At 71.5% G+C, this 14,285-nt stretch carries 12 protein-coding genes and 1 pseudogene; 8 read left to right on the plus strand and 5 right to left on the minus strand.

Annotation, left to right across the window (positions count from 1 at the left end):
- Positions 1-17: 17 nt before the first annotated feature.
- Genes EDD29_RS23560 through EDD29_RS23570 form a run of 3 tightly spaced genes read right to left on the minus strand, consistent with a single transcriptional unit; the run spans position 18 to position 4,227 of the window.
- Positions 18-1,772 (minus strand): thiamine pyrophosphate-binding protein, encoded by a 1,755-nt coding sequence (locus EDD29_RS23560; RefSeq protein WP_123666498.1) that lies wholly within the window; start codon positions 1,770-1,772, stop codon positions 18-20.
- Positions 1,769-2,749, minus strand: coding sequence for a zinc-dependent alcohol dehydrogenase (locus EDD29_RS23565; protein ID WP_123666499.1), 981 nt, complete (start codon positions 2,747-2,749; stop codon positions 1,769-1,771). Before EDD29_RS23565 ends, EDD29_RS23560 begins: the two co-directional genes overlap by 4 nt.
- Positions 2,749-4,227 (minus strand): aldehyde dehydrogenase family protein, encoded by a 1,479-nt coding sequence (locus EDD29_RS23570; RefSeq protein ID WP_123666500.1) that lies wholly within the window; start codon positions 4,225-4,227, stop codon positions 2,749-2,751. Before EDD29_RS23570 ends, EDD29_RS23565 begins: the two co-directional genes overlap by 1 nt.
- 320 nt (positions 4,228-4,547) lie before the next feature.
- Here EDD29_RS23570 and EDD29_RS23575 point away from each other — a divergent pair, with 320 nt between their 5' ends.
- The 5 genes from EDD29_RS23575 (at position 4,548) to EDD29_RS23595 (ending at position 9,919) form a co-directional block, all read left to right on the plus strand.
- On the plus strand, positions 4,548-5,312 hold the full coding sequence (locus EDD29_RS23575) for an IclR family transcriptional regulator (protein WP_211359860.1): 765 nt from the start codon (positions 4,548-4,550) through the stop codon (positions 5,310-5,312).
- Positions 5,313-5,385: 73 nt separating this feature from the next.
- On the plus strand, positions 5,386-6,543 hold the full coding sequence (locus tag EDD29_RS23580; protein WP_123666502.1) for a CaiB/BaiF CoA transferase family protein: 1,158 nt from the start codon (positions 5,386-5,388) through the stop codon (positions 6,541-6,543).
- The gene (locus EDD29_RS23585; protein ID WP_246052956.1) at positions 6,540-7,331 is read left to right on the plus strand and encodes a citryl-CoA lyase; all 792 of its coding nucleotides are present in this window, start codon (positions 6,540-6,542) and stop codon (positions 7,329-7,331) included. Before EDD29_RS23580 ends, EDD29_RS23585 begins: the two co-directional genes overlap by 4 nt.
- Positions 7,332-7,387: 56 nt before the next feature.
- The gene (locus tag EDD29_RS23590) at positions 7,388-8,050 is read left to right on the plus strand and encodes a TetR/AcrR family transcriptional regulator (RefSeq protein WP_123666503.1); all 663 of its coding nucleotides are present in this window, start codon (positions 7,388-7,390) and stop codon (positions 8,048-8,050) included.
- A gap of 60 nt (positions 8,051-8,110) precedes the next feature.
- Positions 8,111-9,919, plus strand: coding sequence for a bifunctional sugar phosphate isomerase/epimerase/4-hydroxyphenylpyruvate dioxygenase family protein (locus EDD29_RS23595; RefSeq protein ID WP_123666504.1), 1,809 nt, complete (start codon positions 8,111-8,113; stop codon positions 9,917-9,919).
- Positions 9,920-10,112: 193 nt separating this feature from the next.
- Here EDD29_RS23595 and erm read toward each other — a convergent pair whose 3' ends face one another.
- Together erm and EDD29_RS23605 are read right to left on the minus strand one after the other, a co-directional pair.
- Positions 10,113-10,826: a 23S ribosomal RNA methyltransferase Erm gene (gene erm, locus EDD29_RS23600; RefSeq protein WP_425454984.1), complete on the minus strand. Its 714-nt coding sequence runs from the start codon at positions 10,824-10,826 to the stop codon at positions 10,113-10,115.
- Positions 10,827-11,241: 415 nt separating this feature from the next.
- A pseudogene (locus EDD29_RS23605) lies at positions 11,242-11,460 on the minus strand (MmyB family transcriptional regulator); the annotation flags it as partial.
- On the opposite strand from EDD29_RS23605, the gene EDD29_RS47080 reads away from it, so the two are divergent.
- The 3 genes from EDD29_RS47080 (at position 11,398) to EDD29_RS23620 (ending at position 14,124) form a co-directional block, all read left to right on the plus strand.
- Positions 11,398-11,574 (plus strand): hypothetical protein, encoded by a 177-nt coding sequence (locus EDD29_RS47080; RefSeq protein ID WP_246052961.1) that lies wholly within the window; start codon positions 11,398-11,400, stop codon positions 11,572-11,574. The pseudogene EDD29_RS23605 and the gene EDD29_RS47080 overlap by 63 nt on opposite strands.
- 165 nt (positions 11,575-11,739) lie before the next feature.
- Positions 11,740-12,291, plus strand: coding sequence for a DUF1697 domain-containing protein (locus EDD29_RS23615; protein WP_123666506.1), 552 nt, complete (start codon positions 11,740-11,742; stop codon positions 12,289-12,291).
- Positions 12,292-12,984: 693 nt separating this feature from the next.
- Positions 12,985-14,124 (plus strand): FAD-dependent monooxygenase, encoded by a 1,140-nt coding sequence (locus tag EDD29_RS23620; protein ID WP_123666507.1) that lies wholly within the window; start codon positions 12,985-12,987, stop codon positions 14,122-14,124.
- The last annotated feature ends 161 nt before the right edge of the window (positions 14,125-14,285 follow it).

A 14,285-nucleotide genomic window follows, 5' to 3' on the forward strand; every position in this document is an offset into this window, starting at 1 on the left:
GGTGAACGGGTGGGGTGTCAGGTCGTGGGGGCAGGGGTGTGCGCCTCGGGGAAGACGCCCTGGTAGATGTCCTTGATGTTCCAGTGCCCGGGGGTGGGCACCGGCTCGTTGACCATCGGCACGTCCAGGACCGCGGGCCTCCGGTTGCGGACGGCCTCGGCGAGCGCGGCGAGCAGGTCCTCAGGCGCGCCGACCGTGTAGCCGTCGGCGCCGCACGCGCGTCCGTAGGCGGCGAAGTCGGGGCTGTAGGGCCGCCCGTCGGGGCCGGTGAACTCGCAGCCGTAGCTGACGCCGTAGTTGGCGGCCTGGAGATCGGCGATGGTGCCGTGGGCCCGGTTGTTCATCACCACGAAGAGGACCGGGGCGCCGCGCTCGACGGCCATGGGGACGGCCGGCAGCTGGGCGCTCATGCCGCCGTCGCCGACGAGCGCGACCACGGTGCGGTCCGGCTGGGCGATCTGCACGCCGACGGCCGCCGCGGGGCCGAATCCCATGGTGGAGGCGCCGCCGGGCGTGATGAAGCGGCCTTCGTCGGGCAGCGCGTAGCACTGGGCGACGCCGTTCTTGTTCCAGCCGACGTCGGTGACGAGGACGGCGTCGGCGGGGAGGGCGTCGCGCAGGTCGGCGAGGATCCGCTCAGGACGCAGCGGGAACCGGTCGCTGCGCCCGCGCTCGCGGGCGTCGGCGAACAGCTCGGCGCGGGAGGCGCGGATCTCCTCGCGCAGTGCGGGCCGGGCCACGGCGGGAGTGCGCCTGACCTCGGCGGCGATCGCTTCCAGGGCCAGCCCGACGTCGGCGACCGCGCCCAGCTCGACGGGGTAGTTGCGGCCGATCTCGGCGGGGTCGATGTCGATCTGGATCAGCGCGGAGTCCGAGAAGTCCCAGGTGTAGGAGGGGTCCCAGGAGCTGGCGTCGGTCTCGGCGAACCGGGTGGCCAGAGCGAGCACGACGTCGGCGTGGCGCGCGTAGTCGTTGGTGGTCTTCAGGCCCCAGAAGCCGGGCATGCCGAGCAGCAGCGGGTGGTCTTCGCGGACCGTCCCCTTGGCCATGAGCGAGTGGACGATCGGGATGTCCAGGTGCTCGGCGATCTCCAGCAGCGACCCGGTCCGCCCGCGCAGTCCGCCTCCGATGTACAGGAGGGGCCGTTCGGCTCCGGCGAGCCGGGCCGCGATCCGCGCGGCGGCGTCGGCGGGCAGGGCGGGCAGCGCCTCCGCGATCGGCAGCGGGTAGGACGCGGCGGGCACGGGCCGGGAGAACAGGTCCATCGGCACGTTCAGCAGGACCGCGCCGGGACGCCCGGACGTCGCCGTCCAGAAGGCCCGCTCGGTGAACCGGGCCAGGTCCTCGGCGCGGTGCACGTGCCAGGCCCGCTTGACGAAGGGCCGGTAGATGGCGGTCTGGTCGGCGTCGGCGTGGAGGTTGACCTCCTGGTGCGGGTGCCTGCCGTGGAAGTAGGACGGGATGTCCCCGGCGATCGCGATGAGCGGGACGGAGTCGAGCGCGGCCGTGGCCACCCCGGTGACGCCGTTCATCATGCCGGGGCCCACGTGCATGAGCACCACGCCCGGTTTGCCGGACGCGCGGGCGTAGCCGTCGGCGGCGTGCGCGGCGGCCTGCTCGTGGCGGGCGATCACGAACTCGATGGGGCTGCGGCCGAGCGCGTCCAGCAGGGCGATGTTGGTGTGCCCGCAGGTGCCGAAGACGTACTCGACGCCGTAGGACTCGAGCTGGGCGACGAGCAGCTCGGCGGCCGTGGCGGTCGTGGGGGTCATGCGGACTTCTCCTCGAAGCTGATCCAGGTCTTGCCGGGAATGTCGGGGGATTCGGCGAACGCGCGCGGCGCGTCGGCGACGTCGAAGCGGGCGCGCAGGACGCGGCCGGGGGCGAGGTCGGAGTCCGACATCGCCGCGATGGTGCGGGCGAAGCCGGTGGGGTGGTCGTAGATGAGGCAGCCGCGGATGGTCAGCCGGCGCTGCACGATCCGGAACGTCGGGATCCGCGCGGGCGTGGTGCTCTGCCCGACGACGACGACCCGGCCTCCGTGAGCGGCCCGCTCCACGGCCTGTTCGAAGGCCGCGGGCGCACCCGAGGTCTCGATGACGATGGAGTAGTCCTCGCCGTCGTCGGGCCGCGCGCCGAGTTCCCGGGCGAGGGCGAGGCGCCCGTCGTGCGGGTCCGTCGCGTGGACGAGGGCGCCGGCCTGCGCGGCGGCGAGGCAGACGAACTGCCCCTGCGATCCCGCCCCCAGCACCAGGCAGCGTTCTCCCGGCGTGATCCCGGCGAGGCCGACCGCGTTGAAGGCGACGCTGAGCGGTTCGACGCAGACGATGTCCTCGGCCCGCCAGTCGTCGGGCACCGGCCAGGCGAAGGCCGCGGGAACCGCCACGCGCTCGGCCAGCAGCCCCGGCTCGGAGATCCCGACGATGCGCCTGCGGACACAGCCCGACGTCGCGCCGGACAGGCACCGGGGGCAGGAGCCGCACGGGTAGTTGGGCTCGATGGCGACGACCTGCCCTTCCCGCCGGTCCGACACCGCGGAGCCGACGCCGCGGATCACCCCGTAGGCCTCGTGCCCGAGGACCCAGGGGTGCCGGGGAACCGCGCGGTGGCCGGCGACGACCGAGGCGTCCGAGCCGCAGAGGCCGACGCCGCGGATCTCCACCAGCACCTCGGACGGCCCGGGTTCCGGCTCGGGCCAGTCCTGCGCGACGGTGATGCGGCCGGGCGCGACCAGGGTTACGGCCCGCATCAATTCTCACCCCAGATGGACGTCCCGCGCAGCATCAGCGTCTTGACCTGCGTGTAGTCCTCGATCATGCAGCGCGGGGACTCGCGACCGAAACCCGAATCCTTGACACCGCCGAATGGCACATGATCAAGCCGGTAGTTGGAGGAGCCGTTCACGATGACCCCGCCGACCTCGAGATCGCGCCAGGCGGACATGATGCGCCCGATGTCCCGGGTGAACAGCCCCGCCTGGAGTCCGTACCTCCCAGCGTTGCAGGTCGCCACGACCTCGTCGAAGTCCGCGTACGGCAGGACCGCGACGAGCGCGCCGAAGATCTCGTGCGTGACGACCAGCGCGTCCGGGGAGGGCCCCGCGACGATGGTGGGCGCCGCCGAGGCCCGGTCCCGGGTGCCCCCGAGCAGCACCCGGGCGCCGTCCGCCGCGGCCTTCGCGCTCCACGCGACGACCCGCTCGGCCGCGTCCTCGTCGACCATCGATCCGACGTCGGTCGCCGGATCGAGCGGGTCGCCGACGCGCAGCTCCCGCACCCTCTCGGTGAAGAGGTCGAGGAACTCCGCGTAGCGCGACTCGTGCACGTAGACCCGCTGCACCGAGATGCAGCTCTGGCCGGAGTTGCTGTACCCGGTCCGCGCGCAGGTCCGCGCGGCGTGCGCGAGGTCGGCGTCCTCGCAGACGATCGTCGCGGCGTTCCCGCCCAGTTCCAGCACCAGGCGCTTGGCCCCGGCCGCGCGCGCGACCGCGGCCCCGGTCCGGGGACTGCCGGTGAAGCTGATGACGGCGACCTCGTCGGCGGCGCACAGGACCGAGCCGACCTCTCCCCCGCCGTGGACGAGCTGCACCGCCTCCGGCGGCATCCCCGCCTCCACCAGGAGCGCGACGAGCGCCGCGGAGATCGCCGGCGCCTGCGGAGGCGCTTTGACGATCGTGGTGTTGCCCGCGGCGAACGAGGCGCCGAGCTTGTGCGCGAGCAGGTTCGCCGGGGCGTTGAACGGGGTGATGGCCAGCGCGACCCCGACCGGGGCGCGGAAGGTGAGCGCGGTGTTGCCGACGCCGCGCTCCCATCCGGCGACGGGCAGCGTCTCACCGCCGATGTTCCGCGCCTCGGCCGCGCAGACGGCGAAGGTGTCGGCGACCCGGTCGAGTTCCCCGCGCCCGTCCTTGACCGGCTTGCCGAGCTCCAGCGCGAGGAGGCGCGCCAGCGCGTCCCGGTCGGCGCGGACCGCGGCGGAGGCCCGTTCGAGAACGGCCGCCCGGCTTGCGGGGGCCAGCGCGGCCACGGTGCGGGCGCTCTCCTTCGCGAAGCGGAGAACCCGCTCCAGGTCCGCCGGCTGCGCCTGCGGGGCACGCGAGACCACCCGGCCCAGATACGGACCGATTCGGTCACCAGGCGGACCTTCAACTTGCCACTCACCGGCCACGAAAGCCGGTACCACCATCATGTCGTCCTCGATGGACGACCTCAGCAGAACTTCGAGCATCAGACCTCCTAGTACCGCAGAACGGTATTTCTAGACCGTCTCGCGGACTGGACGTAACGTACGAGGAGCCTGCGGGCGCTGACAAGAGGCACGATCGGCGAACTTTCCTCCCGACTAATGTACGAACTAGTGAGTTAGTTGTAGTTACCCAGGTCACAGTCGAGAAGGGGAGACCGCGCAACATTTCTGCATCGATCACAAATCTTCCGCTTGACGGACCTACTGGACCGCCCTGTGGACTGCGTGTAACGTACGGACCGTTCCGCGGCCCCGCCGGAGGGCCGCGCGGAGTCGCGTCTGAGATCGGGGAGACCGAGCCTGTGAGTACCGAGAGCGGCGATGGCGGAGTGCGCAGCGTCCAGCGGGCGCTGGAGATCCTCGCCCTGCTGACGGAGGAGCGGCCCGTGGTGTCGATCCGCGACATCGTCGAGGAGACCGGGCTGGCCAAGACCACGGTGATCCGCCTGGTCCAGACGCTGGAGCAGAACGGACTGCTCTGGGGCACGCAGAACGGCTACATGGCCGGGCCCGGCCTCTGGCGGTGGACGCACCTCGCCCGCAGCAGCTGGGAGCTCCCGCCCGAGACGCGCCGGCAGATGCGCGACCTCGGCGCCAGGCAGCGCGAGACCGTCAACCTCTACATGCAGCGCGACATCTACCGCGTCTGCGTCGCGCAGCAGGAGAGCCCCCAGCCCCTGCGGCACGTCGTCCACGTGGGCGACGAACTCCCCCTGTGGTCCGGCGCCTCCTCCAAGGTGCTCCTGCGCGACGCCCCCGACCCGCTCCTCCTGCGGATCGCCAGGACCTCCCCGTACGGAGACGCGCACGTCAAGCGCCTGCGCGCATGGATCGACGAGACGGCCCACCACGGCTGGGCGCAGAGCCACGGCGAACGCGAAGAGGGCCTTTCCGCCGTCGCCGTGCCGATCATCGGACGGTCCGGCGGCGTCGTGGCGGCGCTCTCCCTGAGCGGTCCCACTGTCCGGTTCGGCGCGGAGCCCGTGGCCCGGTTCGCCGCCGACCTCCGCGACGTCGCCGCGCAGATCTCCGAGCGCGGCTTCGACCACCCCCTGAGCACCGGCTGACCGACGCGGCGCACGCTCCGCGTCCTTCCGCAGGTGGATTGTCTTGTTTAGCTAGAGGAAAAGTGGTGTTCTCATGTCACCTCTCGGAGGCATACGCGTCCTCGACCTGACCAATGTGCTGGCCGGACCGTACTGCAGCTACCAGCTGATGCTGCTCGGCGCCGACGTGGTCAAGGTCGAGGTGCCCGGGCAGGGCGACCTCGCCCGGCAGCTCGGCCCCGACCCGGAGCTCAACCGATCCCGCCTGGGCGCGTCCTTCCTCGCCCAGAACGCGGGCAAGAAGTCGGTCGAACTCGACCTGAAGTCCGACGCCGGACGCCGGTCCTTCGAGGAGATGGTCGGCCAGGCCGACGTGCTCCTGGAGAACTTCCGCGCCGGCGTCCTGGCCCGCCTCGGCTACGGCTGGGAGCGCCTGCGCGAGCTCAACCCGAGGCTCGTGTACTGCGCCATCTCCGGGTTCGGCCAGACCGGCCCGATGAGCCAGGCCCCGGCCTACGACCAGGTGGTCCAGGGCCTGTCCGGCATGATGTCGGTCACCGGCACGCCCGAGACCGCCCCGCTCCGCGTCGGGTTCCCGGTGTGCGACACGATCGGCGGTCTCACCGCGGCCCTGCACATCTGCGCCGCCCTGGCCGGCCGTGACACCACCGGCGAAGGCGTGTTCCTCGACGTGTCGATGCTGGAGTCGGCGATCTCGGCCATGGGCTGGACCGTCTCGAACTACCTGGTCAGCGGGGTGGAGCCGGAGCCGATGGGCGACCAGAACGCCACCGCGGCGCCCTCGGGAACGTTCCGGGCCGCGGACGGGCCGCTCAACATCGCGGCCAACCGGCAGGAGCAGTTCGAGCGGCTCTGCGCGCTGGTCGGCCGCCCCGACCTCCTGGAGGACCCCCGCTTCGCCGAACGCGAGGCGCGCAAGGAGCATCGCGAGGAGCTCAACGACCTGCTCAACGCGGCCCTCGCGGAGCGGACGGCGCTGGCATGGGAGGAGACCCTCGTCGCCGCCGGGATCCCCGCGGCCCGGATCGTCACCGTCCCGCAGGCCCTGCGGCTGGAACAGCTCGAACACCGGGGCTTCATCACCGAGCTGCCCTTCCCCGACGGCTCCGCGCGCGTGCTGCGGGTGAGCGGAGGGGGCGTGCTGCACGACGGGCGGCCGCTGCGGCCCTCGCAGTCCCCTCCCCTGCTGGGACAGCACACCGGTGAGCCGATCTGGAAGGAGGCGTCGTGAACGCGATAGTGGACCCCACCGGAGAGGTCGGCGCCTGGTGGGCGACCGCCGTCTCCCACATGGAACCCGGGATCGTCGAGCTGCGCGGACGGCCGGTCCAGGAGCTGATCGGCACCGTCGACCTGACGTCCATGATCTGGCTCATGCTCCGCGGCGAACTCCCCGACGCCGCCCGGTCCGCCCTGCTCCAGGCCGCGCTCGTCGCGGGCGTCGACCACGGGCCGCAGGCGCCGTCCATCGCGATCGCCCGGATGGCCGCCACCTGCGGGGTCGGCCTCAACAACGCGATGGCCAGCGGAGTCAACGTCCTGGGCGACGCGCACGGCGGAGCCGGAGAGCAGTGCGTTCGACTGCTGGACGAGGTCCTCCGCCTGGAGCGCGACGGCCTGGAGATCGCCGAGGCCGCCGCCACGGCGGTGGCGGCCGGACCCAAGTACGTCCCCGGCTTCGGGCACCGGTTCCATCCGCGCGACCCGCGTCGCGACCCCCTCGTCTCGCTCGCCGAGCAGGCCGTGCGCGATGGCGTCGTCCCCGGCGACCACCTGCGGGCGGGACTCGCGGTGGAGGAGCATCTGCGCTCCGCGCGAAGCCGACCCGTGCCGATGAACATCGACGGCGCCACCGCGATCATCTACGCCGAACTCGGGTTCGCCGCACCGCTCGCCCGCGGGCTGTTCGTCCTCAGCCGCAGCATCGGCATCCTCGCCCACGCCTGGGAGGAGAGCGGCAGCGGCCGGCGCAACAAGGGACCCGTGCCCCGCTCGATCGTCCCCGCCCGCCTAGGCTGAGAAAGGTCCGCGCATACACTGTGGGCCGAACCGGATTCTCTCCTCTCGGGAGCCACATGACCGCCGTACACCCAGCCCCCGGTCGGCAGCGGGATCCCGCTCGGACCAGGGCCGAGATCCTCGACGTGGCGGCGCGGGAGTTCGCCCGGCTGGGATACGACGGCGCCCGCGTCGACGAGATCGCCGCGCTCACCCGCACCACCAAGCGGATGATCTACTACTACTTCGGCGGCAAGGAGCAGTTGTTCGTCGCGGTGCTGGAGCGCGCCTACACCGAGGTGCGCTCCGCCGAGGCCGGCATCGACGTGGCGCACCTCGCGCCCGTCGAGGCCATCCGGCGCCTCGCGGAGCTCACCTACGACCACCACCACGGCCACCCCGACTTCATCCGGCTCGTCAGCATCGAGAACATCCACCTCGCCGAGCACCTGCGCACCTCGGAGGTGCTCGCCAACCTCGGCGCCCCGGCGATCGACCTGATCTCCCGCATCCTCGCCGCGGGCACCGCCTCCGGCGACTTCACGACCGACGCCGACGCCGTCGACGTGCACATGATGATCAGCGCGTTCTGCGTCTTCGCCGTCGCCAACCAGCACACCTTCCAGGCCCTCTTCGACCGGGACCTGACCGCCGAGGCCGACCGGGACCGCTACCGGCGCATGATCGGGGAGATGGTCGTGGCCTACCTGACGGGCGGCGGCCGCAACGTCGACGAGTAGACGGCGGCTTTCCGGGCCCTTAATGTACGAACTGGTTAGTTATTCAGGTGGAGGTCCGCCTTGCGCAAGTCCATAGCCACCGTCTCCCTGAGCGGTTCACTGACCGAGAAGCTGAGCGCGGCGTCCGCGGCGGGCTTCGACGGGATCGAGCTCTTCGAGAACGATCTCCTGGCCAGCCCCCTCAGCCCGAAGGACATCCGGCTCCTGGCCGAGGATCTCGGCCTGCGCATCGAGCTCTACCAGCCCTTCCGCGACGCCGAGGCCCTGCCCGCCGACGCCTTCGCCCGTGTCCTGCGCCGGGCCGAGCAGAAGTTCGCGGTGATGGAGCAGCTCGGCGCCCCGATGCTGCTCGTCTGCTCCACGGTGTCCGCCCAGGCCGTCGACGACGACCTCCTCGCGGCCGAGCAGCTGCGGACCCTGGCGGAGCGGGCGTCCGAGCACGGCGTACGCATCGCCTACGAAGCCCTCGCCTGGGGCCGCCACGTCAGCGACTACCGGCACTCCTGGCGGATCGTCGAGGCCGCCGACCATCCCTCCCTGGGCGTCTGCCTCGACAGCTTCCACATCCTCACCCTCGGCGACGACCCCGCCGGAATCCGCGAGATCCCCGCCGAGAAGCTGTTCTTCCTCCAGCTCGCCGACGCCCCCGACCTCGACATGGAACCCCTCCACTTCAGCAGGCACTACCGCTGCTTCCCCGGCCAGGGCGTCTTCGACCTCACGGGCTTCACCGAGCACGTCCTGGCCGCGGGCTACGAAGGGCCGCTCTCCCTCGAGGTCTTCAACGACGTCTTCCGCCGCACCGACGCCGAGCGCACCGCCGTCGACGCGATGCGCTCCCTCATCGTCCTCGGCGACGCCGTCCGCCACCGGCTCCCCGAGCGCGTCGGCCTCGACCCGCTACCGCCGGTCTCCCCATCGCAGGGATTCGCCTTCGCCGAGATCACCGTCGACACCCGCTCCGAGACCCAGGTCCGCGGCATGCTCGCCGGGCTCGGATTCACCTTGCGGGGCGTCCACCGCACCAAGCCGGTCCAGCTGTGGCAGCAGGGCGACGCCCGCCTCGTCGTCAACCGGGCGCACTTCAACGGCACGGACCGGGAGCGGGGAGACGCCTTCGTCTCCGTCATCGGCGTGGAGACCGCCGACCCGCGCTCCGCCGCCGCGCGGGCCGACGCCCTGCTGGCGCCGCCCGCACCGCGCGCCATCGGAGCCGGGGAGTCCCGCCTGCCCGCGCTGATCGCGCCCGACGGCTCCAACCTCTACTTCTGCCGCACCGCCGCCGACGACGGATGGCTCGCCGACTTCGCCCCCCTGCGCGACGGCTCCGGCGCCCCCGTCCTCGACGCCATCGACCACATCGCCCTGTCCCCCCACGCCGACCACTACGACGAGACCGTGCTGTTCTACCGCGCGGCGTTCGGCCTGGCCCTCCGCTCGAACGAGGAGATCGCCTCCCCCCACGGCCTCGTCCGCAGCCGCGCCATCGCCGACGACCACCTCCGCCTCATCTTCAACGTGCCCGTCCTCCTCGATGACGCGGCGCCCCGCCTCCAGCACGTCGCCTTCTCCTGCACCGACATCTTCGCCGCCGCCGCGCACCTCCGCACCGCCGACGTCCCGCTCCTGCCCATCCCCGGCAACTACTACGAAGACCTCGCCGCCCGCACCGACCTCCCCGCCTCGACCCTCACCACCATGCGCGACCACGGCATCCTCTACGACCGATCGGGCGAAGCCGAGTTCTTCCACCTCTACACCACCACCGCAGGCCGCTCCCTCTTCTTCGAAGTCGTCCAGCGCGTCGGCTCCTACACCGGCTACGGCGCCCCCAACGCCCCCATCCGCCGCGCCGCCCAACACCTCTGACCCGGCCCGGACCGTTCGCGCGCTGGCGGAGGCGTCCGGCGGGCACCGCGTTCCCGTCCGACCGCCACGCCATGACGACCCACGAGAGCGGCCCCTTCTTCACCGCCGACGAGCAGACCGAGCCCGCCGGCGGCGAAGTGCCCGCCTACCTGCCCGGCACGCCCCGCATCCGAGCGGGCCCTGCCAGGAAGGGTCAGGCGTGCAGAGCGGAGTGCAGGGCGATCCACTGATCCGGGTGGACGAACGCCACGACCGTGTCGCGGGCGATGCCCGCGTGCGCGAACGCGGATTCGGCACCGGGGTGGCTCCGGCCGATCGAGGCGAACAGGGAGCCGCCGACGCCGGAGAAGCCCCGTTCGACCAGGCGCCGCCAGGCATCGCCGTCGCGCACCAGCGGCACGGGGCGGCGCTCGATCCGGAGGATCGCCGAGTCGACGGACGGGATGGGACGGAAGCTCTCTCTGGCGATCCTTTCGTGCAGGGTCCAGGTGAAGTACGGCCAGGTCTCCACGGTGCGCCGGCTCCACCGGCCGTAGTCACCGCCGCGCTTGCGGGCGTACTCCAGCTGGGTCACCAGCGTCGCCGACGTCAGGGACGGCGCCTTCAGGCACCAGTCGACGATCGCGGACGTCGCCGAGTACGGGATGTTCCCCACGACGGCGAACGGCCCACCCGGCGGACGCGCCCTGGTGAAGTCGCCCCGGACGATGTTCAGTCCGGTCCGCGCTCTGAGCCGCGCCGCGAGCAGCGGATCGAGCTCGTAGCCGACGACCTCGGCACCGGCCTCGACCAGCGCGGTGGTGACCGCGCCATCGCCGGTTCCCGGCTCCAGCACGAGCCCACTCGGCCGCGCCGCCCTGATCAGCCGCGCGACGGCCTCCGGGTCGATGAGGAAGTTCTGCGACATCCTCCGCCGCGCCCGGTCGACCGGCGTGCGACCGCCCCCGCCGTTCCTTGCCTTCTTCTGGGTGTGCGAAAAATTTCCATGCGCGAAGTCCTGCGCCACGGCAAAGCCCTCTCGGGTCCTCGAGACGAATGTGCTCTCGAAGGGCCCTGGGCTCGCGCCCATGAAGCTAGCGAGCCAGGGCCCGCTCTCCGCGCATGCGCAGGTAAGCCATTGCATCGATCATGGGCGCCACCGTAGGACCGCCAGAACCCGCCCGCAACACATTTTCCGGCCCGAGCGCCCGTCGCCGGCTCCTCGCACGGCTTCCTGAGGCACCCGTGCGGCCCGGCATCCCACGGCCGCCTCCGCCTGCCGGGTCCCCGTCGTCGGCGCCCCCACGAGAGTCCTGACCGGGGCTTCGCCGACCGGACCCTGGTCAGGGCGTCCGGCCGTCGGGGGCCGTGGTCTCCTGGTCGCGGGTGGCGACCCAGGTGGCGAGGAGGCGGAGGCCGTCGGCGCTAGGGGTGTCGGGGGCCGCGGTGTAGAGGAGGAGGGTGAGGTCCGGGTCTGAGGTGAGGGTCATGGCCTCGAAGTGGAGTTCGAGGTCGCCGACGGCGGGGTGGTGGATCTTCTTGACGCCGGTGCGGTGGTGGCGGACGTTGTGGTCGGCCCAGCGCTGCCGGAAGACCTCGCCCGCGGCGAGCGCATCATCGACGGCGTCGACACCACCCCGCCCCCCTCCGCCTCGTCCTGGGCTCCCAGGCCCTGACCTCCACGATCGACACCCTGCGCGAGCGCATCACCGCCTTCGAAGCCCAAGCCGACCTCGCCGTCTCCACCGATCACCCACCCGGCGAATGACCCGCCGAACCGAACTCCGTCCGGGTGTCCGAGGCGACGGCCCTCGCGGGGCCCGGCGGCATAGGCTGGCCAGATGACGAAGTATGCGGCGCTGTTGCGCGGGATCAACGTGGGCGCGGGCGGCGGCAGGAGGGTCCCGATGGCCGACCTGCGCAGCCTGATGGAGGGCCTCGGCCACAAGGACGTGCAGACCTACCTTCAGAGCGGGCAGGCGGTGTTCACCGCCGAGAACGGTGACGAGGAATCACTCGCGGCCGGCCTCGCCCAGGCGCTGGAAGAGCGCTTCGGCCGCACCTTCGACGTGATCGTCCGCGACCACGCCTACCTGCGCGCGATCGGCGAGGCGTGCCCCTTTCCCGCCGCCGAGCTGGAAGGCCGCCAGCTCCACGTCACCTTCTTCGCGACGAGCCCGGAGCCCGACCGCTTCGCCGAAATCGACCGCGCCGACTATCTCCCCGAGGACTTCCGCCTCGGCGACCGCGCCCTCTACCTCTACGCCCCCGACGGCCTGGGCAGCTCCGCGCTCGCCGTCCGCCTGGCCCGCCCGACCCTCCTCAAGGGCCTCATCACCACCTCCCGCAACTGGAACACCGTCAAAAAGCTCATCGACCTGACCCGCCCCTGACCACGCGCTCTCCCGCACCGGCCCGGCGAGAGATCCCAGACGCCGCAGATGCCGATCCGCCCGGGAGGGCAACGCCGAGGCTCGGGCGAAGGCGCGTGCGCCACTGAGCGGGATGCTTCCCGAGCGCCCCTGGTCCGCCGGGCCGCACGCGCCTCCGGTGACCGGCCCCGCCGAGACATCGTGATCGCACCCTTTTGAACGCCGGGGGCGCCGCGGCCTGAGCGATCTCTGCGCGTCGCCTCGCGCCGCGGATTCCCGACATGGCCCGGTGTCCTGCCGCGAATCTGCCACATGCGATCCGGCGAATAACCGAAAAAGCCTCGCACAGGTGCCGTTCTCTGTTGTTACGATGCTTGTCGGGGGCCATGTCGATAACGGTGCCCGGGAGATCAGAGCGCAATTCACACACCCGCGACGAAATCCGGAAGATGATCGCGATCATGCCACCGACCTGCGGATGTGTGTCTCGCCATCGCTCTACGAAGACCGGTGACAGCGAAGTGGCCGACCGGTCAAATAGCACACCCGGAGGCTCGGATTCAAGCCACGAGGGGAATTCACTGGCGCGGATCAGTGCAGTTTTAGATTGCACTGTGACCCACTACACACCCGTGGGTATGGTCTGTTTACATTCACGTCATACAACGGCTCCGTGTTCGGCGGGGCCGTCTGACGAGACGTGGGTGATCGAAAGTGAGTCGAGGCAGCGTCCTCATCGTCGGCGGCGGCATCGGTGGGCTCTCCACGGCCATCGCGCTGCGGAACGTCGGCTACGAGGTCAACGTGGTGGAGATCCAGGAGGACCTCCACTCGTCGGTGTTCGGCGTCGGCATCATCCAGCCCATGAACGCGCTCCGCGCGCTCGACGCGATCGGCTGCGCCCTGCCGTGCATGGAGGCCGGCTACCCGGCACCGGCCTGGGGCAAGGTCGTCGACGTCGAGGGGAACTTCCTGCGCGACATGCCGGGCGCCCGGGTTGAGGGCTCCGACCTGCCGCCCCTCAACGGCATCACCCGCCCCCAGCTGCACCGGATCCTGACGGACAAGGCCGCCGAGGTCGGCGTCACCATCGAGTACAGCAAGACCTTCACCGAGCTCGTCGACGGCCCCGACGGCGTCGCGGTGACCTACGACGACGGCACCGAGAACACGGTCGACCACGTGGTGGGCGCCGACGGCGTCTACTCCAAGGTCCGCCCCTACGTCCTCGGCGAGATGAAGCCGACCTTCCTCGGCCAGGGCGCCTACCGCGTCAACGTCCCCCGCCTGCCCGAGATCGACCGGATCATCCTCCAGACCGGCCCGAACGGCATGGCCGGCTTCGTCCCGATCGGGCAGGACCTCGCCTACTTCTTCTACAACACCGACTTCACCGAAGGCACCTGGCTGGAGTCGTCGGAGCTGGGCGACCTGCTGCGCGAGCACTTGGAAGGCTTCGGCGGCCTGACCGGCTGGGTCCGCGACAACTTCTGCGACGACGCCTCCCAGGTCGTGTTCCGGCCGGAGGAGTGGCTGATCGCCCCGGCGCCCTGGCACCGCGGCCGGATCGTCCTCATCGGCGACGCCGTCCACGCCGTCACCCCGCACCTCGGCCAGGGCGCCGCCCAGGCGATCGAGGACGGCATCGTGCTGGCCGAGTGCCTCGCCGCCGGCCAGGGCGACCACGAGAAGGCGTTCGCGGCCTACACCGAACGCCGCTACGAGCGCTGCAAGCTCGTCGTGGAGACCTGCGTGAACATCGGCAAGTGGGAGATGGACCCCTCCTCCATGGCCGGATTCGACCACGTCGCCGCCACCGAGCACGTCCTGCGCGAAATGGTCAAGCCCATCTGATTTCGCCCGTCACCGCGACAGCGGTGGCGCGTCGACCAGCAGGCCTTCGCACCGGAGTCCCCCAGAGGGGCCTGCCGGAGGAACACCCTCCCTCCGACGGCCCGGCCGGGCGAACGGCCCATCCTCCACCCCTTCCGCGGCGCTTCGCCGTGCCGCGGCCT

Origin of the sequence: Actinocorallia herbida, assembly GCF_003751225.1 — a bacterium.
Taxonomy (GTDB): Bacteria; Actinomycetota; Actinomycetes; order Streptosporangiales; family Streptosporangiaceae; genus Actinocorallia; species Actinocorallia herbida.